This window comes from Stenotrophomonas sp. YJH_SMC_54 (genome assembly GCF_059368435.1).
In genome coordinates, this window is sequence record NZ_JCAFRS010000002.1 from 139,843 (window position 1) to 166,380 (window position 26,538).

The 26,538-nt window shown below is 67.8% G+C and carries 23 protein-coding genes; 10 read left to right on the forward strand and 13 right to left on the reverse strand.

Annotated features, from left to right (window positions below; translation table 11 throughout):
- Positions 1-87 precede the first annotated feature (87 nt).
- From AC5P5S_RS02980 to AC5P5S_RS03005, 6 genes are all read right to left on the reverse strand, one after another.
- Entirely contained in the window at positions 88-516 is a 429-nt protein-coding gene (locus AC5P5S_RS02980) for an MGMT family protein (RefSeq protein ID WP_371105605.1), read from the reverse strand.
- Complete coding sequence (locus AC5P5S_RS02985) at positions 423-1,343, reverse strand: DMT family transporter (RefSeq protein ID WP_012480911.1); 921 nt, start codon at positions 1,341-1,343, stop codon at positions 423-425. Before AC5P5S_RS02985 ends, AC5P5S_RS02980 begins: the two co-directional genes overlap by 94 nt.
- A 118-nt stretch (positions 1,344-1,461) precedes the next feature.
- Positions 1,462-2,820, reverse strand: a complete 1,359-nt coding sequence (gene gorA, locus AC5P5S_RS02990; RefSeq protein WP_005410512.1) for a glutathione-disulfide reductase — start codon at positions 2,818-2,820, stop codon at positions 1,462-1,464.
- Positions 2,817-4,067, reverse strand: coding sequence for an NAD(P)/FAD-dependent oxidoreductase (locus tag AC5P5S_RS02995; protein ID WP_012480913.1), 1,251 nt, complete (start codon positions 4,065-4,067; stop codon positions 2,817-2,819). Before AC5P5S_RS02995 ends, gorA begins: the two co-directional genes overlap by 4 nt.
- Positions 4,068-4,070: 3 nt before the next feature.
- Positions 4,071-5,315 (reverse strand): DUF418 domain-containing protein, encoded by a 1,245-nt coding sequence (locus tag AC5P5S_RS03000; protein WP_024956344.1) that lies wholly within the window; start codon positions 5,313-5,315, stop codon positions 4,071-4,073.
- 99 nt (positions 5,316-5,414) lie between these two features.
- Positions 5,415-5,897 (reverse strand): FKBP-type peptidyl-prolyl cis-trans isomerase, encoded by a 483-nt coding sequence (locus AC5P5S_RS03005; RefSeq protein ID WP_012480915.1) that lies wholly within the window; start codon positions 5,895-5,897, stop codon positions 5,415-5,417.
- A gap of 73 nt (positions 5,898-5,970) precedes the next feature.
- On the opposite strand from AC5P5S_RS03005, the gene AC5P5S_RS03010 reads away from it, so the two are divergent.
- Both AC5P5S_RS03010 and AC5P5S_RS03015 read left to right on the forward strand, forming a co-directional pair.
- Positions 5,971-6,549: a C40 family peptidase gene (locus tag AC5P5S_RS03010; protein WP_012480916.1), complete on the forward strand. Its 579-nt coding sequence runs from the start codon at positions 5,971-5,973 to the stop codon at positions 6,547-6,549.
- A 131-nt stretch (positions 6,550-6,680) separates the two neighbouring features.
- Positions 6,681-7,454 (forward strand): C40 family peptidase, encoded by a 774-nt coding sequence (locus AC5P5S_RS03015; protein ID WP_005410517.1) that lies wholly within the window; start codon positions 6,681-6,683, stop codon positions 7,452-7,454.
- Positions 7,455-7,795: 341 nt separating this feature from the next.
- Here the strand turns inward: AC5P5S_RS03015 and AC5P5S_RS03020 are convergent, their stop codons facing one another.
- Positions 7,796-9,130 carry a dicarboxylate/amino acid:cation symporter gene (locus AC5P5S_RS03020; protein WP_005410518.1) on the reverse strand — a complete coding sequence of 445 codons (1,335 nt, stop codon included), beginning with the start codon at positions 9,128-9,130 and terminating at the stop codon, positions 7,796-7,798.
- A gap of 153 nt (positions 9,131-9,283) precedes the next feature.
- Between AC5P5S_RS03020 and AC5P5S_RS03025 the strand changes: the two genes are divergently transcribed.
- The 5 genes from AC5P5S_RS03025 (at position 9,284) to AC5P5S_RS03045 (ending at position 14,524) form a co-directional block, all read left to right on the forward strand.
- Positions 9,284-10,990 (forward strand): alkaline phosphatase, encoded by a 1,707-nt coding sequence (locus AC5P5S_RS03025; RefSeq protein WP_062606158.1) that lies wholly within the window; start codon positions 9,284-9,286, stop codon positions 10,988-10,990.
- Entirely contained in the window at positions 10,987-11,532 is a 546-nt protein-coding gene (locus tag AC5P5S_RS03030; protein ID WP_062606151.1) for a WG repeat-containing protein, read from the forward strand. The genes AC5P5S_RS03025 and AC5P5S_RS03030 overlap by 4 nt, the downstream gene beginning before the upstream one ends.
- A 540-nt stretch (positions 11,533-12,072) precedes the next feature.
- The gene (gene tilS / locus AC5P5S_RS03035) at positions 12,073-13,359 is read left to right on the forward strand and encodes a tRNA lysidine(34) synthetase TilS (RefSeq protein WP_171956661.1); all 1,287 of its coding nucleotides are present in this window, start codon (positions 12,073-12,075) and stop codon (positions 13,357-13,359) included.
- A 36-nt stretch (positions 13,360-13,395) separates the two neighbouring features.
- Positions 13,396-13,656, forward strand: coding sequence for an exodeoxyribonuclease VII small subunit (locus tag AC5P5S_RS03040; RefSeq protein WP_005410522.1), 261 nt, complete (start codon positions 13,396-13,398; stop codon positions 13,654-13,656).
- Positions 13,646-14,524, forward strand: a complete 879-nt coding sequence (locus AC5P5S_RS03045) for a polyprenyl synthetase family protein (RefSeq protein ID WP_005410523.1) — start codon at positions 13,646-13,648, stop codon at positions 14,522-14,524. Before AC5P5S_RS03040 ends, AC5P5S_RS03045 begins: the two co-directional genes overlap by 11 nt.
- 81 nt (positions 14,525-14,605) lie before the next feature.
- Here AC5P5S_RS03045 and AC5P5S_RS03050 read toward each other — a convergent pair whose 3' ends face one another.
- Together AC5P5S_RS03050 and pmbA are read right to left on the reverse strand one after the other, a co-directional pair.
- A complete protein-coding gene (locus AC5P5S_RS03050; RefSeq protein WP_005410524.1) occupies positions 14,606-14,980 on the reverse strand; it encodes a DUF4870 domain-containing protein in 375 nt (124 codons plus the stop codon).
- Between the two features lie 87 nt (positions 14,981-15,067).
- Positions 15,068-16,435, reverse strand: coding sequence for a metalloprotease PmbA (pmbA, locus tag AC5P5S_RS03055; RefSeq protein WP_062606147.1), 1,368 nt, complete (start codon positions 16,433-16,435; stop codon positions 15,068-15,070).
- 68 nt (positions 16,436-16,503) lie between these two features.
- Between pmbA and yjgA the strand changes: the two genes are divergently transcribed.
- A complete protein-coding gene (gene yjgA, locus AC5P5S_RS03060) occupies positions 16,504-17,091 on the forward strand; it encodes a ribosome biogenesis factor YjgA (RefSeq protein WP_062606145.1) in 588 nt (195 codons plus the stop codon).
- Positions 17,092-17,132: 41 nt separating this feature from the next.
- Here yjgA and tldD read toward each other — a convergent pair whose 3' ends face one another.
- The 4 genes from tldD to AC5P5S_RS03080 are packed head-to-tail and all read right to left on the reverse strand — an operon-like array spanning position 17,133 to position 24,618.
- On the reverse strand, positions 17,133-18,578 hold the full coding sequence (tldD, locus tag AC5P5S_RS03065; RefSeq protein ID WP_062606143.1) for a metalloprotease TldD: 1,446 nt from the start codon (positions 18,576-18,578) through the stop codon (positions 17,133-17,135).
- A 60-nt stretch (positions 18,579-18,638) separates the two neighbouring features.
- Positions 18,639-22,499: a YhdP family protein gene (locus AC5P5S_RS03070; RefSeq protein ID WP_062606141.1), complete on the reverse strand. Its 3,861-nt coding sequence runs from the start codon at positions 22,497-22,499 to the stop codon at positions 18,639-18,641.
- A gap of 30 nt (positions 22,500-22,529) precedes the next feature.
- On the reverse strand, positions 22,530-24,017 hold the full coding sequence (gene rng / locus AC5P5S_RS03075) for a ribonuclease G (protein ID WP_005410529.1): 1,488 nt from the start codon (positions 24,015-24,017) through the stop codon (positions 22,530-22,532).
- Positions 24,010-24,618, reverse strand: a complete 609-nt coding sequence (locus AC5P5S_RS03080; RefSeq protein ID WP_005410530.1) for a Maf family nucleotide pyrophosphatase — start codon at positions 24,616-24,618, stop codon at positions 24,010-24,012. The genes rng and AC5P5S_RS03080 overlap by 8 nt, the downstream gene beginning before the upstream one ends.
- 131 nt (positions 24,619-24,749) lie before the next feature.
- Here AC5P5S_RS03080 and AC5P5S_RS03085 point away from each other — a divergent pair, with 131 nt between their 5' ends.
- Positions 24,750-25,487: an SIMPL domain-containing protein gene (locus tag AC5P5S_RS03085; protein ID WP_005410531.1), complete on the forward strand. Its 738-nt coding sequence runs from the start codon at positions 24,750-24,752 to the stop codon at positions 25,485-25,487.
- A gap of 213 nt (positions 25,488-25,700) precedes the next feature.
- A complete protein-coding gene (locus tag AC5P5S_RS03090; protein ID WP_062606139.1) occupies positions 25,701-26,351 on the forward strand; it encodes an energy transducer TonB in 651 nt (216 codons plus the stop codon).
- Positions 26,352-26,538: the final 187 nt, after the last annotated feature.

Consider the following 26,538-nt stretch of genomic DNA (forward strand, 5'->3'; position numbering starts at 1 on the left):
ACCGGCATGGAACGGCCTCCATCATAGCCGCAGCACCGTGTCTTGTTGGCGGCCCTCAGGTCCGGCCTGTTCAGTCGCCAGCGGTGCTCAGCCCGGGCCCCACACAGCGGCATCCAGTGCCGCTGCCGGATCAGCCGCCGGCATCCGCACCCGGCCGTTCTCCACCACCACGCCCTCCGCGCGCAACCGCTGTGACTGCTCGCGCCATCCGGCCGACCCTTCTTCCATGGCGATGCGCCCATCCGAGCGCAGCACGCGGTGCCAGGGCAGGTCCGGGTCGTCGTTCTGGCCCAGGATGCGCGCGGTCAGGCGTGCACGCCCGGGCAGGCCCGCGCGCATCGCCACCTGGCCGTAGCCCATCACCTGCCCCACGGGGATCGCGCGGATCACCGCCAGGATGCGCGCACGCGCCTGCTCCGGCGTCAGCGCCGCAGGCGGGTCACCAGCAGAACGCCGATCAGCACCAGCACGGTGCCGGCGATCTGCGCCGGCCCCATCGGTTCGTCGAGCAGCCATAGGCTCATCACGATGGTGGAAACAGGGCCCAGCATACCGACCTGCGCGGCCAGCGACGAACCCACGCGCTGCACCGCCAGCATGATCGCCAGCACCGGCAGCACCGTGCACACGGTGGCATTGACCAGCGACAGCCATTGCACTGGCGCCGGTGCCTGCCACAGCAACGGCAGCGGATGGGTCACCGCGAAATGCAGCAGCACCAGCACGCTGGCCACGCAGCTGGCATAGGCGGTCAACCGCACCGCGCCGATGCGTGCGACTACCTGCCCACTGCCGAACAGGTACAGCGCGTAGCTGAGCGCACTGCCCAGTACCAGCAGGCTGCCGACGATGATCTGCCCGCCCTCGCGCTGCAGATCGTGGCCGAAGGCGAGCAGCACGCCGAGGTAACTCAGCACCAGCGCGCCGATCTGCCACCGACCCGGCCGCTGGCGCGTCAGCAGCACGTTGATCAGCAGCACCAGGGTCGGGTTCAAGTAAAGAATCAGGCGCTCAAGGGTCACGCTGATGTACTGCAGGCCCTGGAAGTCGAGCAGACTGGACAGGTAGTAGCCGGTGAAGCCCAGCCACAAAACGCGGGCACGGTCGGCCCAGGTCAGCGGCTCGGCCCGGCGCGCGGCCCACAGTGCCATCAGTACGAACAGCGGTAGCGCCATCAGCATGCGCAGGGCGAGCAGCGTGGTGGCATCCACGCCGTGACGCAGTCCGAGCTTGACGATGATGGCCTTGCCGGAGGCGGCGATGGCGCCGATGGCGGCCAGGCCGATGCCTCCCAGCGCGATGCGTGGGGAAGCGGTGGCGATACGGGAAGCGGGGCTGGACATCAGGACGACGGCGGGCCGCACGGGGCGGCCAGGGAAGGCGTAAGGGCGTCCATTGTCGCATGGGTACGCCTGGTGACCTGGAGAGCCGAGCCTGCGCTCGGCTCTAAAACCGTCCAGCTCAGCGCATCAGCACGACTTCCTCGGCCGAGGTCGGGTGGATCGCCACGGTGTCGTCGAACTGGGCCTTGGTCGCGCCCATCTTCACCGCCACCGCAAACCCCTGCAGGATCTCGTCGGCCGCTTCGCCCAGCAGGTGGATGCCCACCACCCGTTCTTCCGGACCAGCACAGACCATCTTGAACAGGCTGCGCTGGGTGCCATTGGCCAGCCCCTGCAGCATCGGACGGAAACGGCTGTGGTAGACGCTCACCTGATCGAACCGCGCGCGCGCCTCTTCTTCGCTCATGCCCACCGCGCCCAGCGGTGGATGCGAGAACACCACGCTGGCCACGTTCTCGTAATCCATCTTCGACTGCGGGCGGCCACCGAACAGGCGGTCCATCAGCCGCCGCGAAGCGGCCACCGCCACCGGGGTCAGGCCGACCTTGCCAGCGATGTCGCCCACCGCGTGCACGCTCGGCACACACGTGGTCTGCCATTCGTCCACCTGCACCTGCTGGTGTTCGCCGATACCGATGCCGAGCGCTTCCAGGCCCAGATCGCGGCTGTTGCCACGGCGGCCGGTGGCAAAGAACACCGCGTCGAACACGCTGTCGAGCGGGCCATCATGGCCGAATGCACGTACGCGTTCGCCATCGCGCTGCAGTTCGCGCAGGCGATAGCCGAAATGGATGCGCACGCCCTGCTGCTTCAGGTTCTCGGCCAGCTGATCGGTCAGCTCGTAATCGAAGCGATCCAGCAGCCGCTGGCCACGCACCAGCAGGCTCACCTTGCTGCCCAGTGCCTGCAGCAGGCCGGCCAGCTCCACCGCGATGTAACCGCCACCGATGATCGCCACCTCGGCCGGTGCCGCGCGCAGATCGAAGAAATCATCGGAGACCAGGCCCAGTTCGGCACCGGGGATGTCAGGCCGCAGCGGGTGCGCGCCGGTGGCGATCAGGATGTGTTCAGCGCTGTAACGCACGCCATCGCTGCAGGCCACGGTATGCGCATCGAGCAGATGACCGCGCGCCGGAATGCGCACCACGCCGGTTTCGTCCAGGCGCTTGTGGTAGCTGGTGTGGATGTTGCTGATGTAGGCCTGGCGATGGATCACCAGCTCCTTCCACGACAATGCCGGGCGTGCCTTGACATCGAAACCCATCGCACTGGCCAGGCCGATGCGCTCGTGCAGGTCGGCCGCCAGCCACATGGCCTTCTTCGGCACGCAGCCGACGTTGACGCAGGTCCCGCCCAGTTCACCAGGCTCCAGCAGCGCCACGCGCTTGCCGTGCTGCGCGGCGCGGATCGCGCCAGCCAGGCCGGCGGAACCACCGCCAAGGACGATCAGGTCGTAATCATAGGGTGCAGTGCTCATCGGAATCGCTCGGGTCGGTAAGGGGCAGGATCGATCGCCGGCGTGCGGCCGCAGACGAGATCGGCGATCAGCTGGCCGGTGCCGGCGCTCATGCTGATGCCGAGCATGCCATGCCCCGCTGCAAGCCAGACGTGAGGATGCGCGGGCGCGCGGCCGATCAACGGCACGTCGTCCACGCTCATGGGGCGCCACCCGCACCACTGCTCCTGCAGCCGCGCACCACGTGGCGCGCGCAGGTAGTGGTCGGCGGCCTGCTGCAAGGCCTGCAGGCGGGTCGTGCGCAGCTGCGGATCGGCACCGGCGAATTCCATGGTGCCGCCCAGCCGCAGCGCTTCGCGCCAGGCGATCACGAACACGGAATGGTCCTTCAGCACGACTGGACGCTGCGGCACCTGCGCCGGTCGTGACCAGGTCAGCGAGTAGCCCTTGCCGGGTTGGATCGGCACGCGCAGATCCAGTTGCCGCGCCCAGCGCGGTGACCACGGCCCGGTCGCCAGCACCAGCTCGCGCGCCTGCAGCATGCGTTCACCGGCACGCACGCGCACACCCTGCGCGTCGGCGCTGAAAACCTCCACGTCCGACTGTTCTTCGATCACCACGCCCTGTGCGCGCAGCACGCGCGCCAGTTCGGCGGTGTAGCGGTCCGGACGCAGCTGGGCATCGCCGGGGAAGTGGATCGCACCGGCAAGGCGATCATGGAACGCCGGATTGTCGCGCGCGTAGTCGGTGCCATCGATGCGCGCCGAGGCAATGCCCTGTGCGTTCAGCGCCTCACACTCGGCAGCGTGGTGATCGAAATTGCGGGCGTCACCGAACACATAGTCCAGACCGCGCGCCTCGAACTCGCAGTCCAGCGCATGCGTCTGCACCCACTGCGCCAGGCGCAGCCGTGAATCATTCAACAATGCGCCGCGTGCCCGCGTGGCGTGCAGCCAGTCGCGTGCGTTGCAGCGCGCCCCGAACTGCAGCAGCCAGCGCCACAATGCTGGGTCCAGGCGTGTACGCACGTACAGCGGCGCACGCGGATCGAGCATCCAGCGCAGCGCGCGCAACGGCACGCCGGGCGCTGCCAGCGGTGGCGCGTGGCTGGGGGTGATGGTGCCGCAGTTGCCATGCGAAGTCGCGCCGCCGACACGCCCACGGTCGATCACGCGTACCTGCCGGCCCTGTGCACGCAGCGCGAGTGCGGCAGCCAGTCCAATGGCACCGGCGCCGACCACGATCACATCCTCGCGCGCGCCCTGCATCGATCAGCCCTGGCCGGCCTCGCGCCGCATCGGCGGCCACTGCCGATAGGTCATCGCGCGCCACAGCCATTCCATCGGCCCAAAGCGGAAGCGGCGCAGCCATACGTGCGAGATGCCCACCTGCACGGTGAACAGCAGCAGCGCGAACATCAACTGCACGCTGCGTGGCATCGTTTCGAACGCGCCCAGGCCGTAGTGGTAGAACAGCCAGGTGCACAGCAGCGACTGGCCGAGGTAATGGGTCAACGCCATGCGCCCGACCGGCGCCAGCCAGCCCAGCCGCGCGCGGCAGTGTACGATCCAGGCCAGGTAACCCAGGCACATCGGCAGGCCGCCGATCGTCACCAACGCCATCGCCGCCGTAACCGGCAGATCGTAAGCGCCCGGCGCCAGATACGGCTTCCAGGCAACACCCAGCAGCGTGACCAGCAGGCCGAAGGGCAGCGCCCCCCAACGCAACACCGCATACAGCCGCGGGAAGCGATCCGGCGTGGCCAGCGCGCCGCTGCCGGCAAACCAGCTGCCGATCAGGAACATGCCCAGCACTTCCGGGCCGGTGATCAGCATCGCCCCCATCGACGTGCCGAACTCGCTCAGCCGCTGCGCATTGGCCTGCATCCAGCTGCCCTGCCCGTACACCAGGCGCTGCAGATCGATGCTCTGCTGCGCGTCGGTGAGCATCTTCCGCACGTCCTCCGCCGAAGCCATCGACACCATCGCGCCGACCAGCAGCATCATCGCCACACCGCCGAGATAGACCGTTACACCCATCCACGGCAGCCAGCTGCGCGGCGCCTCGCGGCAGGCCAGCAACGGCAACGAGACCAACGCGTACATCACCAGGATGTCGCCGGACCAGACCAGCAGCGCGTGGCACAGGCCGATCAGCAGCAGGCCAGCGCTGCGGCGCAGGTAGAACGGGGTGAAGTCACGCCCGGCCGCCTCGGCGCGCTGCGCCATCACCGCGAAGCCGGCGCCGAAGAGCAACGAGAACAGGGTGAAGAACTTCCCCTGCACGAATACGTAGACAAAGGCATCGGCCCAGTAGTCGATACCCTGCCAATGCACGTCGATGCCGGTGAAGGCCAGGTCCAGCGGTCCGCTGAAGGCCTCGATGTTCATCAGCAGGATGCCCAGCAGCGCAGCACCGCGCAGCACGTCCAGCACGGCGATGCGTTCGCCGGAAGCCACCGGCTGCAGGGAAGGAGAAGCGGCGTTCACGGGGCGTCCGTCGGGCAGGTCCGCCATTATGCCGCCGGCCCGCGTGCCATGGATGGCCGCGCCGTGTTCCAGAAACGCAATGGCCCGCCGAAGCGGGCCGTTGCTGCCATCATGATCGCGCTGCGATCAGTGGTGGTGACCGCCGTCGCCGTGGACGTGGCCGTGGTCGATCTCTTCCTTGCCGGCTTCGCGCACATCGACGATTTCCACGTCGAAGTGCAGGTCCTTGCCAGCCATCGGATGGTTCAGGTCGACGTCGACGACGCTCATGCCGACCTTCTGCACGGTCACCGCACGCGGGCCGAAGTTGGTCTGCAGCACGACCTGCTGGCCCGGAGCCAGCTTGGTGTTGCCGAAATGCTTCTTCGGCACGCGCTGGGACAGACCCTCGCGGCGCTCGCCGTAGGCATCGGCTGCGTTGACGTCAACGCTGAAGGTCGCGCCGGCTTCCTTGTCCATCATGGCGTTTTCCAGGCCCGGGATGATGTTGCCGTGGCCGATCAGGATCGCCAGCGGCTCGCCGCGGTCCTTGGACGATTCGATCGGCTCCTGGCCGACTTCGGAAACGGTGTAGTGGAAGCGGACAACGCGGTCTTTTTCGATCTTCATGCGCAACTCTGTCTGGATCTGCCGGAGGCAGGCGGGTTGGGGCGGGTTGTCGCCCGGCGGGGACGCCGCCATCATGACGGCCAATCCCAAGGTGGCGCATTATCCGGAGAACATGCACATCACGCCAGTTTCGTCCGGCCTGCGCCGGCTCCTCGCCCCGGCCCTGCTGCTGGCCCTGCCCGTGCTGATGACCGCCTGCGGCGGCGGCAAGGCCACCCGCCCCGCTCCGCCCCCGCCGACCGCGAACTGGCCGAAGACCGTGCCGGACAACCCCGAGGCGGCCAACTCGGTGCTGATGCGTGCCATCAGCCTGGTCGGCACCCCCTACCGCTATGGCGGCAACACCCCGGATTCCGGCTTCGACTGCAGCGGCCTGGTGGCCTATGTCTATCGCGAGATGCTGGACCTGAAACTGCCGCGTACCTCGCGCGACCTGGCGGCGGTACAGGGTCCGAAGATCGATCCGCAGCGCCTGGCCACCGGCGACCTGGTGTTCTTCGGCAGCCGCGGCAGCGTCACCCATGTCGGTATCTATGTCGGTGAAGGGCGTTTCGTGCATGCGCCGAGCACCGGCGGCACCGTGCGCCTCGACTCGATCAGCGGTCCCTACTGGAAGGACCACTACACAGGGGCGAAACGCGTCCTTCGCTAAAATGAACAGGCGATATGTTCAAAACTGTGACGAACATCACCATGCAACTAACGAATTACTAACGGAATTTTTAACTTATCCGCGCTTTTACAGGGCATGATGCCCCATCGTTTTTTTCCTGTGACCGACGCGTGACGACTGACGACCTGAAAAGCGAAGGCCAGACTTCCGTATCTTCACGTAGTGCCCGCCCGCTGTTGCTTGGCCTGGCACTGTGTCTGACCAGCCTTCCGGCCTGGTCGCAGACTGCTCCGAACCGTTCCGATGTGAGCCCGGCCCCGGTGGCCGAGAGCACCGCCCGACCGGCCGCCAAGGCCGAGGCTGCCGCTCCGCAACGCAGCCGCGTCGACGCCGCCGCCAGCGCTACCCTGGCCGCCCTGCTGCCTCACCTGGCCGCCAACGACACCATTCCGCTGATGGACCGCTCGGCCGTGGTGGCCGGTGACCTCAGCCGCCTCCTCGCCAACTACGACACCAGCAGCGCTGCCAATGGCAGCGTTGTCGGCACCGCGGCCGACAATGGCAAGGTGCAGTCGCTGCTGCGTCGCGCGATGACCCTGCTGGGCACCCCATACCGTTGGGGCGGCAGCAACCCGGACAGCGGCTTCGACTGCAGTGGTCTGGTCGGCTACGTGTTCCGCTCGGCCCTGGGCATTGAGCTGCCGCGCGTCTCGCGCGAAATGGCACATGACGACAACGCCGAACTGATCAACGACCGCACCGCGCTGGCCGCCGGTGACCTGGTGTTCTTCGGCCGCAAGGGCCGCGTCGATCACGTCGGCATCTATGTGGGTGATGGCCGCTTCCTGCACGCACCGAGCTCGGGCAAGGACGTGCGCGTGGACACCCTGCTCAGCGGCTACTGGGGCAACAAGTTCATGCAGGCCCGCCGGGTCGATCTCTGATCTGGCCGGTTGGCGCTACCACGCCGCCTGACACGAGAAAGCCGCTGCCCTGCAGCGTCTTTTTTGTTAGGCCCGCGCAATGGTGGGTAGCTGCCGATCTTGGTCGGCACCGCCTTCATCCACGCATGGCGTGGATCTACCGACCTCTGGTGGGTACTGACCTCTGGTGGGTACTGACCTCTGGTGGGTACTGACCTTTGGTGGGGGCCGACCGTTGGTCGGCACCGCCTCCATCCACGCATGGCGTGGATCTACCAGGCCCGGCTTGACCGCCACCGCGCCAGCCAGCTCCCAAACAAAAAGCCCGCCGTTCAGGGCGGGCCTTTCGTCTCCACACACCCTCAGCCGCGTGGCGGCGTCGGATCGGGGTCGTCCACACCCACATTGCTGGACGGATTGTCATACACCGCCTGGTCGAGCAGCCCGGTTTCCTTGGCCACGATCACCGGCACCAGCATCTGGCCGGTCACGTTCGTCATCGTGCGCATCATGTCGAGGATGCGGTCGATGGCATACAGGTAGCCGATCGTCTCCAACGGCAGGTTGGCCGCGCTCAGCACCACCGTAGCCATGATCACCGCGGTACCCGGAACACCGGCCGTACCGAAGCTGCCCAGCACCGAAGCAATCAGCACCACCACGTACTGTTCAGGGGTCAGCGGCACACCGCTGTACTGCGCGATGAACACCGCGCACAGCGCCGGGTAGATGGCACCGCAGCCGTCCATCTTGATGCTGGCGCCCAGCGGCACCGCAAACGAACCGTAATCCTTGTTCACGCCCAGGTTGTGGGTGATCGAACGCAGTGCCACCGGCATCGCCGCGAAGCTGGAAGAGCTGACGAACGCAACCTGCATGCCCGGCGCCGCACCACGGAAGAACTTCAGCGGGTTCAGTCCGTGCGCCAACAACAGTGCGCTGTAGACCACCACGATGTGCAGGGCGCAGGCCACGTACAGGGCCAGCACGAAATGCCCCAGCGGCAGCAGCTTCTCGAACCCGTAGCTGCCGACCAGGCCGGCGATCAGGCCAAAGGTGCCGATCGGGGTGACTTCCAGCACGAAGCGGGTCACCTGGATCATGATGTCGCTCATCTGGCCGACCAGCTTGCGCGCCTCGGTCACCTTCTCGCCGAGCTTGACGATGGCGAAGCCGACCAGGCCAGCGAAGAAGATGACCGGCAGGATCGAGCCACGGCCGGCGGCCAGCACGGTTTCGCCGGCCGCGTTGACCTTGGTGCCGATACCAGACAGCGCATAGAAGACATTGGCCGGTACCACGTCCAGCAGCACCTGCACCACGCTGGGCACTTCGCGCGGCACGTAATTGCTGGCCATCGTCAGCTGCAGGCCACCGGCGCCGGGCTGCAGCACGGTGCCCACGCCCAGTCCGACGCACACCGCCAACGCAGCGGTGATCACGAACCACAGGAAGGTGCGGCCACTGAGCGCGGCAACCGACTTCTGGCCGTGCAGCGACGAGATCGCATTGATCACCGCGAAGAACACCAGCGGCACCGCGATCATCTTGATCAGGGTGACGTACAGCTCGCCAAGCGGGCCGAACCACGTTTCCGCGGCCGGGCCGAGCGCCCAGCCGGCCAGCGCGCCGAGCACGAAGCCACCGACCACGCGCTGCCAGAATGGAATCCGCAGCCAGGCAGAGACCAGCTTCATAGGCAATCCAGAGGGAAGGAAGGGATGCTGGCACGATAGCCCATCAACGGCTGGGGAACGACCGCCCGACCGGCAAATCAGTGTGTCATCGGCGTGCCTTGCGAGGGCGGGCATAATGAACGTCCCGTTACAGTTTGTGAGATCCCAGCGTCCATGCGCCGTTCCGTCTCCCTGTTGGCCGCCTGCGCCACCACCCTGCTGCTGGGCGCCTGCGCCAGCACCCCCCCCGCCACTGCCCCGGCCAGCCTCAAGGTCGCCGTCGACCCCGTCGCCCACCCGGCCGGCGAGACCCCGCAGTGGTGGTACCGCAGTGGCGCCGCCCAGGCCGCCGCCAACGGTGCGATGTCCGGCAAGGCCAAGAACGTCATCCTGTTCCTCGGCGACGGCATGAGCCTGACCACCGTGGCCGCCTCGCGCATCTACGAGGGCCAGCAGAAGGGTGGCTCCGGTGAAGAGAACCTGTTGTCCTGGGAGCGCTTCCCGGCCACGGCATTCAGCAAGACCTACAACACCGATTCGCAGACGCCCGATTCGGCCGGCACCATGACCGCCATCACCACCGGCGTGAAGACCCACATGGGTGCGATCGGCGTCAGCGCCGGCAGCCGCACCGACTGTGCCGACAGCCTGTCCAAGGGCCTGCTGACCTGGCTGCAGCTGGCCGACAGCGCCGGTCTGGCTACCGGCGTGGTCTCCACCGCGCGCCTGACCCATGCCACCCCGGCCGCCACCTACGCGCACTCGCCCGAGCGCAACTGGGAAAACGACACCGACCTGACCGAAGCGGCCAAGGCGGCCGGCTGCAAGGACATCGCCCAGCAGCTGCTGTCGACCTCACGCTATGGTCGCGGCCCCCTGGTCGCCCTCGGTGGCGGCCGCGGTGAATTCACCACCGTGGAAGAGCGCGATCCGGAATACGACGACAAGGTCGGCCAGCGCCTGGATGGCCGCAGCCTGGTGCAGGAATGGCAGCAGGCGCACCCGCAGGGTGCCTACGTGTGGAACAGCAAGCAGCTGGCCGCCGCCGCCAACGCACCGGCCATCCTCGGCCTGTTCGAGCCGGACCACATGCGCTACGAGTACGAGCGCCCGCAGGATCCGGGCGGCGAGCCGAGCCTGGCCGAACTGACTGCCGCAGCGATCAAGAATCTGTCGAAGCACCAGGAAGGCTACGTGCTGATGATCGAAGGCGCGCGCATCGATCACGCCAACCACAGCGGCAATGCCTACCGTGCACTGACCGAGACCGTGGCCCTGTCCGACGCAGTGCGCGTGGCCAACGAACTGACCTCCGCCGACGACACCCTGATCATCGTCACCGCCGACCACTCGCACACGCTGAATTTCGTCGGCTACCCGGCACGTGGCAACCCGATCCTGGGCAAGGTCAAGGACAAGGGCGGCGAAGACGGCGCCGGCAAGCTGGACTACGCCCTGGACGGCACCGGCCAGCCGTACACCACGCTGAGCTACGCCAACGGCCCGGGCCATACCGGCAGCAGCAACCAGCAGCCGGCCGGCCCGAAGCGTTACCCGCACAACCCGAGCAGCTTCGAACCGGCCAACGGCCGCCCGAACCTGCGCGAGGTCGACACCGAGCATCCGGACTACATGCAGGAAGCGCTGGTGCCGATGAAGTCCGAATCGCACGGTGGCGAGGACGTCGGCATCTGGGCACGCGGCCCGGGCAGCAAGGCGATCCGCGGCACGCTGGAACAGAACGCGATCTATCACATGATCGTGCAGGCCACCCCGGCCCTGCGCGAGCGCCTGTGCCAGGCCGGCACCTGCGATGACAAGGGCGTGCCGGTGCAGCTGCCGGCACCGACCGCGTTCGAGCGCAAGGCCGAGGCCAAGTGATCGCACGGGAGGCCCGCCCTGACGCTGCCAGCGGCCGCTTCGCGCGGTCGCTGGCCCTGCTTGGCATGCTGGTCAGCGCCACTGCAGCGGCACAGGCACCGGCATGCAAGCTGCTGACCGACGAACACGGGTTGTGGCCACTGCCCAACTGCGAGGTGATCGATCACCGGCCGAAGATCAGTGCCGACACGCTGAAGGCCCTGAATTACGACGACCACGGCCTGGCAGTGGTGTACGCCGACCAGGGTTTCCACTACGTCGACCGCAAGGGCCGCAGCCTGCCGGTGCTGACCTGGGACAACGGCCCGGAAACGCCGCAGGAAGGCCTGCTGCGCGCCCGCGTAGGCAACCGCGTGGGTTACTTCGACCTGACGTTCCGCCAGGTGGTGCCCGGCACCTTCGATTTCGCATGGCCGTTCCAGGACGGCGTGGCCGAGGTCTGCAATGGTTGCCGTCGTGGTACGCCGGATGCCGATGGCCACACGCCGATGGAAGGCGGAGAGTGGTTCCGCATCGACCGTTCGGGTCGTCGGGTGAAGTAGGGTTTTCGGCAGGGCTGCCCCCTGCACCTGCAGACGCCAAAGCAAGATCAAAAGCGGCTCTGGTTTTCTGTGAGTTGGGTGGGGCGGTGTGGGTGGGCAGGACACGCCGTAAACCCATCCCTGGGGGCTCGATGGCGCCATCCATGGCGCCAACGGTCCTGCCCACCCACACCGCCCCACCCCCGACAGTTTTCCGGTGACGGTTGGACCATCCACGCTTTGCGTGGATCGTATCTGTCAGATATCGAATTGAATCCGGGGTCAGATCCGTTTTCCGCAGGAAAACGGATCTGACCCCATGAGCAACCCGACAGTTCGCAGGAAACTGTCGAAGGCGGGGTGGGTCCGGTTGCGGGAGTGTCCGCGGCATGGATGCCGCGGCCAAGCCCCCAGGGACGGGTTTACGGCGTCTCCCGCAACCGGACCCACCCCGCCAACCTTCAGGAAACCAGCTTCTGCCGTTGCTGTTGCTGTTGCTCTGGCTCGTAGCGGGTGCAGGGCGCAGCCCTGCCAAGTAAACCCCACCCTATACTTGCCACCGTGACTGCCTTCCCTGCCCTCGTTCCGCTGGATGCGCCGCTGCTGGTGGGCTACAGCGGTGGCGTCGACTCCACCGTGCTGCTGCACTGGCTGTGGCGCTGCGCGCAGACTTCCGGCACCGCCCTGCGCGCGGTGCACGTGCATCACGGCCTGCAACCCGATGCGGATGACTGGGTGCTGCACTGCCGGCAGCAATGCGACGCCTGGGGCATTGAGCTGGCCGTGCACCGCGTGCAGGTCGAGAACGGCACAGGCCTGGGCACCGAAGGTGCCGCGCGACAGGCACGACGCGCCGCGTTCGCGGCTGAGCTGCGCGAAGGCGAAACGCTGGCGCTGGCGCAGCACCAGGACGACCAGGCCGAGACCTTCCTGTTGCGCGCCCTGCGCGCTTCTGGCGTCGATGGCCTGGCGGCGATGTCCACGCACAGCCGCCTTGGCGAACATCCCTTCTGGCGCCCGCTGCTGGCGGTACCACGCAGTGCACTGCTCGACTACGCGCGCCAGCACGTGCTGCGCTGGATCGAAGACCCCAGCAACGCGGAAGACCACGCCGATCGCAACTTCCTGCGCCTGCAGGTGTTGCCGTTGCTGCGCCAGCGCTGGCCGCATGCGGCTGCAGCATTGGCGGGCAGCGCGACGCATTGCCGGCAGACCCGCGAACTGCTGGACGAGGAAGACGCCGAGCTGATCGCGCATCTGGAAGTGGCACCGCGCGTGCTGTCACTGGAACTGCTGCGCCAGATGTCGCCGCGCCGCGCAGCACGCGTGCTGCGCGCGTGGGTGCTGGGCCATGATGCGGCACCGTTGCCGGCCTCGGTGTTGCAGCAGGCGCTGGAGGAGCTATTGCCGGCCGACACCGACCGCCAGGCGCGTGTGCGCTGGCAGCAGCACGTGATCCAGCAATGGCGCGACCACGCCTATCTGCTGCCGGCCCGGCTGCCCTCGCTGCCCCTCGACTGGCAGGCCGAGTGGGATGGCCGTGCACCGCTGCCATTGCCCGACGGTGGCCAGCTGAGCCTGCTGGGCGCCGGCGCTTTCGAACAGCCACTGCAGGTCCGTGCACGCGTGGGCGGCGAGCGCATCCTGCTGCAGGGTCGCCAGCATTCGCACGCGCTGAAGGACTGCCTGCAGCGCGAGCACCTCGCCCCCTGGCGACGCGCGCAGCTGCCGTTGATCTTCGATGGCCCGCAGTTGCTGGCCGCCGCCGACGTGGTCATCGCCGCGCCGCTGCAGGCCTGGTTGCAGGCGCATGACGCGCAGTTGCAGTGGCGCCCGGGCGGCTGGTGAATTGACCCCCGCGCGCGGCCCGTCCACACTTGCCGCATGGCCAAGAAGTCCCCCGAAAACGCCTCCCCCGTCGCCCAGTTCGAGCAGTCGCTCGAATCGCTGGAGCAGCTGGTGGAGCAGATGGAAACCGGCGAGCTGAGCCTGGAAGCTTCGCTCAGTGCTTACGAGCGTGGTGTCGGTCTGTACCGCCAGTGCCAGCAGGCACTGGAGCAGGCCGAACTGCGCGTGCGCCTGCTCAGTGATCCGGCGCAGCCGGAAGCCTCCGAGCCCTTCGACCCGCCCAGCCATGACGGCTGAGGTTCTGTTCGCGCGCTGGCGCGACCGTATCGAAAGCCAGCTCGATGCCGCCCTGCCCTCGCCTGCCGAGGCGCCGCAGCGCCTGCATCAGGCCATGCGCTATTCGGTGCTTGGTGGCGGCAAGCGCATGCGGCCCCTGCTGGTCTACGCCAGTGGTCACCTGTTCGGTGCGCAGCCGGAAAGCCTGGATGCGGCGGCCATGTCCGTCGAGCTGATCCATGCCTATTCGCTGGTGCATGACGACCTTCCGGCGATGGATGACGACGCCCTGCGTCGCGGCAAGCCCACCACCCACATCGCCTTCGACGAAGCCACCGCGATCCTTGCTGGCGACGCCCTGCAGACCCGCGCCTTCGGCCTGCTGGCCGATGCGCCGCTGCCGGCCACGTTGCGCGTGGCCTGCCTGCAGACCCTGGCCCACGCCTCAGGCGCGTCCGGCATGTGTGGCGGCCAGGCGCTGGACATCGATGCCACCGGCCAGCAGCAGACGCTGGCGGCGCTGACCCGCATGCACGCGCTGAAGACCGGCGCGCTGATCCGCGCGGCAGTGCGCATGGGCGCGCTGTGCGGCCAGGCCCACGAACCGCAGCTGGCCCAGCTCGACAGTTTCGCCGATGCACTCGGCCTGGCCTTCCAGGTCCGCGATGACATCCTCGATGTCGAAGCCAGTTCCGAACAGCTGGGCAAGACTGCCGGCAAGGACCAGGCGCAGGACAAGAGCACCTTCCCCGCCCTGCTTGGCATGGACGGCGCAAAGGCCCAGCTGCACGAGCTCGCAGCGCGCATGCAGTCGATCCTGGCCGGGTATGGCGAGGAAGCCGACGCGCTGCGCGCGCTGGCGACGCTGGCGGTGGAACGCGATCACTGATCGCTGCACGCGGCCCGGCATTCCCCGCACACGAAAACGCCCGGCAGTGCCGGGCGTTTTCAGTTCCGCGTGCGGACGATCCTACTTGATCAGGCGCAGCGCGAACGGGTAGCGATAGGCTTCGCCGTTGTTGGCCTTGACCGCAGCGATGATGCTGAACACCAGGCTGATGATGCCGACGATCGGGGCCAGGAACACGCCGATGATCACGATGGTGAGGATCATGCTGATGACCATGGCGATGGTCACGGTGATCTGGAAGTTCAGGGCTTCCTTGGCCTGGTCGGTCACGAAGGCCTTGCCAGCATCGTCCTTGTTGATCAGCCAGATGATCAGCGCGCCGATGAAGCCGGTGAAGATGCCCAGCAGGTGCGCGGCCAGGGCCATGGTGCGCTGGTCGGCCGGAACGTCGGCGGTGGCCGGTGGCGGCGGCGGGACGTTATCGAATTCACTCACGACAAAACTCCTTTTCATTGGGTGGTCTTGACCAACCAGCACCCAGCTGATTGCGTCAGGCGGGCATAGCTTACGCCATCGACGGCATCAATCATTACCTGCGATGGTCATCCGCCCCAACAGGATCGAACCGGTCCGGATGTGCGAACGGGGATCGACGTCGCTGCCGACCGCCTCGATGCTGCTGAACATCTCGCGCAGGTTGCCGGCGATGGTGATGCCGTCCACCGGATACTGGATCTCGCCGTTCTCGACCCGGAAGCCACCCGCGCCACGCGAATAGTCGCCGGTCACGCCGTTCACGCCCTGCCCCATCAGCTCGGTCACCAGCAGGCCATCGCCCATCTGCCGGGCGATGTCGTGCAGCGGGCCGGCATTGGCCGCCAACTGCAGGTTGTGCACGCCACCGGCATTGGCAGTGGTGTGCAGGCCCAGCTTGCGTGCCGAGTAGCTGCCCAGCACATAGCGCTGCAGCACGCCGTCGCGGACCAGAGCCGAGGCCCGGGTGGCCACGCCGTCGCCGTCGAAGGCGGCCGAGCGCAGGCCACGGCGCAGGTGCGGCAGCTCCTCGATCTGCATCCATTCCGGGAACAGGCGTTGGCCAACGCTGTCCAGCAGGAAGCTGGCCTGGCGATATAGAGCACCGCCGGACACCGCCGACAGCAGGTGCCCGACCAGGCTGCGCGCCACTTCCGGGGCGAACAGCACCGGCATGCTGCCGGTGGCCAGCGATCGTGGCTGCAGGCGGGCGACAGTGCGCTCGGCGGCACGACGTCCGACCAGGTCGACGTCCTCCAGGTCCTCGCGAGCCAGCGCACTGGTGTACCAGCCGTCACGCTGCATGCCATCGCCCTGCCCGGCGATCAGCGCACAACCGACCGAATGGTGGGTGCCGCGCTCACGGCCGATGAAACCATGCGAATTGGCATAGACCGACAGGCTCTGCATGCTCGACACCGAGGCGCCGTCGGAATTGCGGATCTGCGCATCGGCCTCACGGCCTGCGGCTTCGCAAGCCAAGGCCAGGTCCACCGCCTCGTCGGCCTGCAGCGCCCACGGGTGCCAGCCGTCCAGGTCCGGGAAGTGGGTGGCCATCAGGGCCGCCTCGGCCAGACCGGCGGCCGCGTCATCTTCGGTATGCCGGGCGATGGCGCAGGCCTGCTCGACCGTGGCCGCCAGGCTGGCCTCGTTCAGGTCGCCGGTGCTGGCGCTGCCCTTGCGTTGGCCGAAATACACAGTGACGGCGATGCCGCGGTCGCGGGTGGACTGCACGGTTTCGACCTCGCCGAGGCGGACATTCACCTCCAGCCCGCGGTCTTCGCTGCAGCTGACTTCAGCCTGGCTGGCGCCCAGCGCGCGGGCGCGGTCGAGCAGCTGCTGGGAGAGGTCGGCCAGCCGTTCCAGCCGGGCCGGGCTGTCGTCGCCGACGGCGGCTTCAGGGGCGATCACGTTCAATGCTTTATCCTGTACGGGTTGGGCCCGGCATCACGCCGGGCGACTTTTTTTGAAATCAGGTATGGACGATGCGCGGACGCGACGAAGAAACCGGTGAATTCCACGACAAGAGCCGCAGCCAGAACCGGCGCGACGCGCTCGACGTCCTGGCCCTGGGCGAAAAACTGGTGTCGCTGACACCGGCCCAGCTGGCGCGCCTGCCGATCCCGGAAGACCTGCTGCCGCACATCGCCGAGTGCAAGCGCATCACCGCGCACATCGCCCACAAGCGCCAGCTGGCGTTCCTGGCCAAGCACATGCGCCGCGAAGAAGAAGCCACGCTGGATGCGATCCGCGATGCGCTGGATGCCAACAGCGAAACCGGCCGTCGCGAAGTGGCGATGATGCACCGCGTGGAAGACTGGCGCGAGCGCCTGCTGGCCGAAGGTGACAAGGCGCTGGCCGCCCTGCTGGACGATTACCCGCAGGCCGACCGCCAGCAGCTGCGCACGCTGGTGCGCAATGCGCAGGCCGAGAAGGCGAAGAACAAGCCGCCGCGTGCCTATCGCGAGATCTACCAGGTGCTGCGCGCACTGATGCTGCCGGCGGCGCTCGGCCTGAAGGCCAGCGCCGAAGACGCCGACCACGTCGAGACCGACGAGGCCGACGAGGACTGAGTCCGCGCTGGAGCGGGCGGTGGCGCTGGCCATCGCCCGGCTCAGGCCTGGGTACCGCCGACGGTGATGCCCTCGATCAACAGCGACGGCTGGCCGACACCCACCGGCACGCTCTGCCCGTCCTTGCCACAGATACCCACGCCCTCGTCCAGGGCCAGGTCGTTGCCGACCATGCGCACCTTCTGCATGGTTTCCGGACCGTTGCCGATCAGGGTCGCCCCCTTCACCGGCGCGGTGATGCGGCCATCCTCGATCAGGTAGGCCTCGGTGGCCGAGAACACGTACTTGCCGCTGGTGATGTCGACCTGGCCGCCGCCGAAGTTCACTGCATACAGGCCCTTCTTCACCGAGCGGATCATTTCCTGCGGGTCGTGCTGGCCGGCGCGCATGTAGGTATTGGTCATGCGCGGCATGGTCAGGTGCGCGAACGATTCGCGACGCCCGTTGCCGGTCGGTGCCATGCCCATCAGGCGTGCATTGAGGCTGTCCTGCATGTAGCCGACCAGGATGCCGTCCTCGATCAGCGTGGTGCACTGGCTCGGGTGGCCTTCGTCGTCGATGTTGAGCGAACCGCGACGCCCGTCCAGGGTTCCATCGTCGACGATGGTCACGCCCGGTGCCGCCACGCGTTCGCCGATGCGGCCGGCATACACGCTGGTGCCCTTGCGGTTGAAGTCGCCTTCCAGGCCGTGGCCGACCGCTTCATGCAGCAGCACGCCGGGCCAGCCAGGTCCCAGTACCACCGGCATCACGCCGGCCGGCGCCGGCACGGCGTCCAGGTTCACCAGCGCCTGGCGCAGGGCCTCGCGCGCAAACGCTTCCGGGCGGCCATCAGCGAACAGTTCCCCGTAGCCATAGCGGCCACCGCCACCGGCATAGCCGGACTCGCGGCGGCCGTTGTGTTCGACGATCACCTGCACGTTCAGGCGCACCAGCGGGCGCACGTCAGCGCCCAGCACGCCGTCGCTGCGCGCGATGAGCACCGTGTCCACGCCGCCGGACAGGCTCACCATCACCTGCTTCACGCGCGGGTCGGCGGCACGCAGGTAGCCGTCGAGGCGCTTCAGCACCTCGACCTTTGCCTCGTTGCCGACGCCATCGATGGGATCCAGCGCCGGATACAGCGCGCGTGAATTGCCACGCAGCAGCGAGCGCCCGGACTGCGCGCCACCCTCGCGCGAAATCGCACGCGCCGACTGCGCCGCGGCCAGCAGCGCGTCGGCATGGATGTCGTCGGAGTAGGCGAATCCGGTCTTCTCGCCGGACATCGCCCGTACGCCCACGCCTTGCTCGATGGAATGGGCACCGTCCTTGACGATGCCGTCTTCCACGCTCCAGCTCTCGCGGCGGGCGTGCTGGAAATAGAGGTCGCCGAAGTCCACACCGGGGCCGAGCAGCTGGCCGAAGGTGCGCTCCAGGCCGTTGGTATCCAGCCCGCCGGGGCGCAGCAGGCGATCTTGGGCAAGCGTCAGGGCGATATCAGTCATGGTTCTCGATCTGGGGGTGCTGGGGCGCTCAGGCAAGCCCCGTGAACAGGAGGTCCACGCTCAGCGTGAGCGTGGCAGGTCGGTAACGGGCGGCGGAACGGCCGGGGCCGGGCGCGGCGCGGGCGCTGGCGCTGGCGGGGTCTTGTCGCGGCTGCGTTCGATCACTTCCACCTTCGGCTCCTTCCATGGACCGGTCACCTTGTAGGTGCGGGCGCCGATCTCGCCGAGCGGTTTGGACAGTACCGCATTGGTGGCCGCGCCGAGCGCCGCGCCCACCGGGCCACCGGCCACCGCGCCGACCACCGTCAGCAGGTTGCCGGCGCGCGGGTTGACATCGATGGTCTGGTCGAACCGCTGGTTGCGCAGGTCGGCCTGGCCGCGGATGGTGATGTTCGCCGCCGGGCCCTCGATCAGTACCTTGTCGGTGCGGGCCATGCCCTGCCCGAACTGCACGCTGCCGTCGACCTGGTTGAACGCGAAGCCCTTGGAGAAGAAGTCGCGGAAGTCGAACATCAGGCGCCGCGGCAGCTGGGTCACGCTGAGCAGGCCCAGCACACGGCCAGCGCCCGGCTCCAGCTCCAGCAGCTGGCCATTACGCGCGTGCAGATCAAGGCTGCCCTGCAGATTGGCCAGCTGGAAGTCCGACGGCCCCCCGCTCCAGGAGGCCTGCAGCTGCGCCTGGCCAGAGCCGCCACGCAGCTGGCCGCCGTAGTCGAGGTTCTGCATCAGGCCGCCCAGGTCCTCGCTGCGCACCTGCGCGGTCAGCTCGGTGCGGGCACCACCGGTGCGACCCAGCCAGCGACCGCTGATGTCGATCTCCTGATCGGGCGCGCGGAAGCGCAGCTCGTCCACGTTCAGGCCATTGGCCAGCGGCCGCGTACGCAGCACCGCCTGGCCCAGCACCACCTTGCCGAACTTCAGGTCGGCGATGTCCAGCGCGAACGGCGGCAACTTGGCCGGGTCCATGTCGTTGGCGCCGGCCTGCACCCGGGCTGGCGCGGCCGCGCCCGGCGCCGGCGGCAGCGACTGCCAGTGCACACGGTCGAGTCGGCCACTGATGGTGCCTCCTTCGGCGTTGGGTACGGTCAGGCGACCGGCCAGCGAAGGTCCATCCAGGCGCACGTCCAGCGCCTGCGGTCCCGGCTGCAGCTGCAACCGGGTCTGCTCAAAGACGCCGCCGATCAGCATCAGCTTGCCGACCTGCACGTCCACTGCACGCAGCGGCATGCCGTCATCGTCGTTGCCACCACGGGCCAGACTGATCCACTCCAGCGCATCCAGAGTCGGGCTGCGGCCATTGACGGACAGTCCGCTGGGCGGCGGCTCGCGATCGGCATGGTCGCTGCCCAGGGTGACCTGCACACCGGTGCGGTTGTTGTGGCTGCGCGCGGCCAGGGCCAGACGCTGGCCAAAGGCCACATCGATGCGACCAGCGCCCATCGGCAGCTGCGCGGCCACCGTGGTCGCCAGCGGCTCGGTGGCCGGCTTGTCCAGCGGTGCCGGCAAGTCCAGGCGGGTTCCCACCAGATCCGAACTCAGGCGCAGTTCGCTGGGCGGTGCGGGCGCTCCCGGTGCGACTTTGGGCAGGTTGACCGCGATGGTCCAGGGCGAGTTACCCGCGATATAGGGCTTGAGCCACGCCATTTCCGGGGCGCGGTCAATCAGCACACCGGCGTCGAGGTTGGCCGTCAGCTGCGACTCGAACGCCAGCCTGCTGTCGTGCACGTAGCCGCCGGCACGCAGGCTCAGGCGGCCGTCCTGGCCGAGGTGGCGCACCGCCAGTTCCTCGGCACCGAAGCCGCCATTGCTGTAGCGCGCCTGCCCATGCATGTTGTCGAAGGCCAGCTGGAAGCGCTTGTCCACCAGTTTCACACCATTGAGGTCGACCGTGCCCTGCAGGTGACCGCCGCCTTCATCGTGGTGCAGCGGCTGCAGCAGGTCGAAGGTCACATGCGCCGGGCCCGCAGCCGTGAGGTTGTCCAGGGTGTCGCCATAGTCCTTGTGCAATGGGCTCTGCCGCAGCATTGCCAGCAGTCTGCCGGCCTCGCTCTGCGCATCGGCACGCACGTACAGCGGCTGCTGCCCGAAGTCCTGGATGCCCGCCTCGAATTTCTGCACCGCTACACCGGCCAGGTCCCCGCGCCCATGCATGTCGAAGCCGGGGCCGATGAAGGCGATATCGGCGTCGACCTGGCGCATCAGCGGCCAGTCGTGCTGGAAGCGGATGTCGCCGTTGGTGATATGGCCGGTGGCCTCGAAACGGCCATCGTTGTTGTCGAACGGCCAGTCGTCCAGGTCACCGCTGACCAGGCCGATGCCATTGCGCACCTGGCCGCCGGCCAGCGCCATGTCCAGCCAGTCGGTGGCGCCCTTGCTCATCTTGGAGTGGATCCAGAAGCGCTTGGCCGCCGTCATCGGCACATCGTCCAGCTTGGCCGCCAACTGCAGCCAGGGCCGCGTGCCGTCGCCCTGGAACCAGACACCACCGCGCACATCGGCCGCGTAGTCGGTGCCTTCCACGCGCATCGCCGCAGTGCCGATACGCCAGCCACCGCCCTCGTCACGCCAGCCCACCACTTGGCCCGCCAGGTGCAGGTCATGCCGCACGCCAAAGCCGGTGGGCCAATCGAACTGCAGCTGCCGTTGCGGTTGCAGCTGCAGGCTGAAGCCATCGGCGTCGCCCTCGAAATGTCCCCCCAGGCCGCGCAGACCCGGAGAATTGCCAACGCTGGCAAAGCCCAGCGACTGCAGCTCGCCCTGTGCCCGCAACGGGCCATCACGCTCGCCGGCCAGTTGCAGCTCTCGCACATCCAGCTGCGGTTTGGACAGGAACAACCAATGGCGCAGGCCTGCCTCGAGGCGATCACTCAGCGCCAGCGCACGCAGCGCCGTACCGGCCTGTACTTCGCCGGAACTCACCCGCAGCTGCCTGCCAACCTGCAACTGCAGGCCATCGAGCTGTTGTTCGCCGTCTTCGGTCTTCAAACGAAGGCGCGGTACCTGCAGCGCCCAACCATCGGCCTGGCGCTGCCAGCGCAGGCGCGCCTGCAAGCGCTGCAGCTGCAACCGCGGCGTTGCCACGTCGGGCATCGGTGCACCGTCGACGCGCACGTCACGCAGGTCCGAATCGGTGGTCAGCGCCACCGGCGCGAAGTCGCGCAGGGTCAGCCACAGGTTCAGCTCACCCTTGCCTTCGCGCAGGCGCACGCCACCAGCTGCCAGCAACGGCGACCAGGCATGGAAATCAACAGGATCGGCACCCAGCCAGGCCTGCCCGTTGCCGCGCGCGCGGTCCACGTCCAGCACTGCGGTCAGCGGCAGGGCATCGGTCTGCGCCCAGGCACGCACGCCCACACGCAGGCGGTCGCCATTGACGCGCAGGCGCAGATCGATACGCGGCAGGGTGGTATCGATACCCAGTCCCGGTGCATGCACACCCAAGCGGCCATCGATCACCTGCAGCTCGCCCAGCCGGCGCAGCGCGTCCAGCGGGTCACCGCCCGTGTCTGACTTCGGCAGGCCACGCACCGACCAGCGGCCGTCCTTGCCCTGCTGCAGGTCCAGTGCCAGGCCACGCAGGCGCAGCTCGGTCAGCGAGCGACCAGGCAGCATCCCGCTGTACATTGACACCAGCACTTCGGCCTCGCCGATGGCCAGGCCCTGACCGGCGCCGATGCGCAGGCCCTTCAGCTGCAGCAGCGGACCACGCCGGGTCCAGGCCGTCTGCAGCTGGTCGAAATGCACCGGCTGGCCGGCACGCTCACTCAGCCAGGCGGCAATCCTGTCGGGGTGACGCTCGGCCAGCGGCAGCAGCTGGCTGAGGGTACCCACCAGCAGTGCCAGCCCGACCAGGCCTACCGCGCAGGCGGCAATGAAATGACGGCGGATCCTTCGCAGTCGCAGGCGCGGCGGCGCGCTCATCGGCCACCGCCGGCCTGCGGCCGGCGAGGATCAGAGCAGAACGACATCGAATTGCTCCTGCAGGTACTGCTCGTCCGCCTGGAAGCGGATGCTCTTGCCGAGGAATTCCTCCAGCTCGGCCACCGCCGAGGATTCCTCGTCGGTGATGCGCGCGACCACCTTGGTCGAGGCGATCACCAGCAGGCGTGCGGCATCGAACTGGCGCACGGCACGGGTGATCTCGCGGAAGATCTCGTAGGTCACCGTTTCGGTGGTCTTGATGCTGCCACGGCCACTGCACTGCGGGCACGTTTCCGACAGCTGGCGCTCCAGGCTTTCCACCGTGCGCTTGCGCGTCATCTCCACCAGCCCCAGCGGAGAGAAGTCGTACACCGTGGTCTTGGCATGGTCGCGGGCCAGCGCCTTTTCCAGGGTGCGCAGCACCTGGCGGCGATGCTCGGCATCGTCCATGTCGATGAAGTCGATGATGATGATGCCGCCCAGGTTGCGCAGGCGCAGCTGGCGGGCCACCGCCTGTGCCGCTTCCAGGTTGGTGCGGAACACCGTCTCTTCCAGGTTGCGCTGGCCGAGGAACGAACCGGTATTGACGTCGATGGTGGTCATCGCCTCGGTCTGGTCGATCACCAGGTAACCACCGGATTTAAGCGGCACCTGCTTGTCCAGCGCACGGCCGATCTCGTCCTCCACCCCGAACATGTCGAAGATCGGGCGATCGCCTGAATACAGTTCCAGCTTCTCGGCCAGCACCGGCATGTACTTGGCCACGAACGCCTGCAGCTGCGCGAAGGTTTCCTTCGAGTCCACCTTCACCTTGTCCACGTCCTTGCGGATCAGGTCGCGCACCGAACGCAGCGGCAGGCTCAGGTCTTCATAGATGTTGCTGCACGAGGCCGCTTCGCGGCCGCGGCGCTCGACCACGTTCCAGACCCGCGACAGGTAAGCGATGTCCTCGGCGATGGCCTCGGCCGGCTGGCCCTCGGCATTGGTACGCACGATGTAGCCGTAGCCGCCATGCTGCGCAGACAGCTCGGTCACCAAGGCCTTCAGGCGGGCGCGCTCGGCTTCATCCTCGATGCGCGCGGACACCCCCACCACCTTGGATTGCGGCAGCAGCACCATGTAGCGCGACGGGATGCTGATCTGGGTGGTCAGGCGTGCGCCCTTGGTGCCGATCGGGTCCTTCACCACCTGCACCACGATGTCCTGGCCGTCACGCAGCAGCTCGACGATGGGCACGCTGGCCGGCGGCGGAAGGGTCGTGTTCTCGGTGTCTGCACTGGCCACCGGGGCCGGGCGCACCACGTCGTTGGCGTGCAGGAACGCGGCGCGCTCCAGGCCTACCTCGACGAACGCGGCCTGCATGCCGGGCATGACCCGCTGCACCTTGCCCTTGTAGATGTTGCCGACCACACCCCGGCGCCAACCGCGCTCGATGTGCAGTTCCTGCAGCATGCCGTTCTCGATCACCGCGACCCGGGTCTCGCGCGGGGTCACATTGACCAGGATTTCCTCAGACATCGGCAGCCTCCCTGGCGGCATCGGCAGTGGGGGCCGGCACGCCACAGCGCGCCAGCAGACGATCGGTATGCAGCAATGGCAGCCCCATGACGCCGGAGTAGCTGCCGGAAAGATGTTCGATCCAGCGCTCGGCCCCGCCCTGGATGGCGTAGGCCCCGGCCTTGTCCAACGGCTCGCCGGTGGCGACATAGGCGGCGATGTCGGCGGCGGCGATCGGGGCGAAGGTCACTTCGGAAATGACCAGTTCGCTGTCCAGCCCGTCGGCGCCGACCACCACCACCGCAGTCATCACCTGGTGGGTGCGCCCGGCCAGGCGCGCCAGCATCGCGCGTGCGCCGGCGGCGTCGGCCGGCTTGCCGAAGACCTCGCCGTCCAGCACCACTTCGGTGTCCGAGCCGAGCACCCGCGCCTGCGGATCATTGGCCAGCACCCGGGCCAGGCCGGCGCGCGCCTTGTCGGCGGCGACCCGGCACACATACTGTTCGGCGCTTTCAGCGGGCGCGCGCTGCTCGACGACCTCCAGGTCCAGGGCCTGGAAGGGGCGTCCGAGTCGGGCCAGCAACTGGTTGCGTCGGGGGGAGCGGGAAGCAAGATAGAGCATCGGCACAGCATAACCTGAGGCCGCCACCTGAATCGTCGGCAACCCGTCCCGGAACGCGTTCAACCCCGAACGGGCTCACAGCGCGTTCATCGCTACGACACCACCCTCAACGGCACAACAAGGAGTTCTCCATGCGCCTGACCGCCACCCCGCTGCTGCTTGCCCTGTCCCTCGCCCTTGGAACCTCGATGACTGCCCATGCCGCCCCGTCGTCGCCGTCGATCGCCGCCGCGGCCGAAGGCACGCTGCTGAACATCTCGGCCAATGCCGAAGCCACCCGCGTACCGGACGTGGCCACCCTGTCGGCCGGCGTGGTCACCCAGGCTGCCGATGGCAACAGCGCCATGCGCCAGAACGCCCAGCAGATGGACAAGGTGCTGGCCGCGATCAAGGCCGCCGGCATCGCCGAGCGCGACGTGCAGACCAGCGGCGTCAGCCTCAACCCGCAGTACCGCTATGCCGACAACGAAGCGCCGAAGATCACCGGCTACCAGGCCAGCAACACGGTCAGCCTGAAGGTCCGTGACATCGCCAAGCTCGGCAAGGTGCTGGACGCGCTGGCCGCTCAGGGCGCCAACCAGATCAACGGCCCCAGCTTCGAGATCGACCAGCCGGAACCGGTCTATGACGAAGCGCGCCTGGCCGCGCTGAAGAAGGCCCAGGCCCGCGCCCAGACCTATGCCAAGTCGCTCGGCCTTCAGGTGCGCCGCATCGTCAGCATCTCCGAGAATGCCGGCGGTGGTTACCGCCCGATGCCGATGATGCGGACCATGGCCGCCGGCGCGGCGATGGACAAGGCCACGCCGGTCGCCCCGGGCGAATCCACTGTCTCGGTCAACCTGGACGTGGTGTTCGAGCTGGGTCGCTGATCCCATCCGTTCCGGTAGACGGAGGCGGGTCCCGCAGGGGCCCGCCTTTTTCATGGGCCAGGGCGGCTGGCTGAAGGCCAGCCCAACGATCCTGCCCCTGCCTCTAGGCAGTGGCCGGGGCCTGGCGCTAATGATTGGCTGCCAGCCGCGTGCGGCAACCCCGCCACGTGCCCTGGTGCGTTGAGGACTTCGTCACTGGCATGGAGGTGGACCATGGTTCGTACGTATCCCGTTGCATCCCCGCACTTCGACCCCGCCCGCGTTGCCGCTTGGAGCGCGGCCATCGCCCTGCACCTGCTCGCGTTCCTGTTGCTGCTGATCCCGGCGACCTACCAGGCCGTGCAGGTCCCGCGTGACAAGACCACGGTCAGGCTGATCGAGAAGATCCCGCCAACGCCGCCCCCACCGGTGCTGCAGGAACCGAAGGAAGTCGCCCGGGTCGTGCCGAAACCGCAGGCACAGCCGGCGACACCGCCACTGCCGGCCCCAACCGCGACCGTGGAGGAAACGCAGGGCATCACGCTGCCGGCCGCTGAACAGGCCCCACCGCAACTTGCGCCGAGCATCGACACCCATGCACCGCTGTCCGGCGCCCAGCTGCAGTACCGCAGTGCACCGCCACCGGCCTATCCAGTCGCCGCACTGCGCAACCATGAGCAGGGCACGGTGCTGCTGCGGGTGGAGGTCGACAACAGCGGTCAGCCGGTCGCGGTCAGCATCGAGCGCAGCAGTGGCTCGCGCCACCTGGACCAGGCCGCACGCCAGCAGGTGCTCAAGCGCTGGCGCTTTGAACCGGCCCAGCGTGATGGCGTAGCGGTACCGGCCATCGGCCTAGTGCCGGTGCAGTTCTCGTTGCCGGACTGACGATCCGGGGCCGGTCCGACCACCTGTCGGACCGGCCTTCGGGACCGAACTGCCAAACTCGGCAAAGTTCCAGTTCAAGCGTTACGGATTAAGCAAAATTTCACGACTTCGTCACCCGTCGGAAACCTAGATTGGCCCGTCCCGGACACTCCGGAGACAGCCCTCAACGCTACGGTTTTCCAGTTAG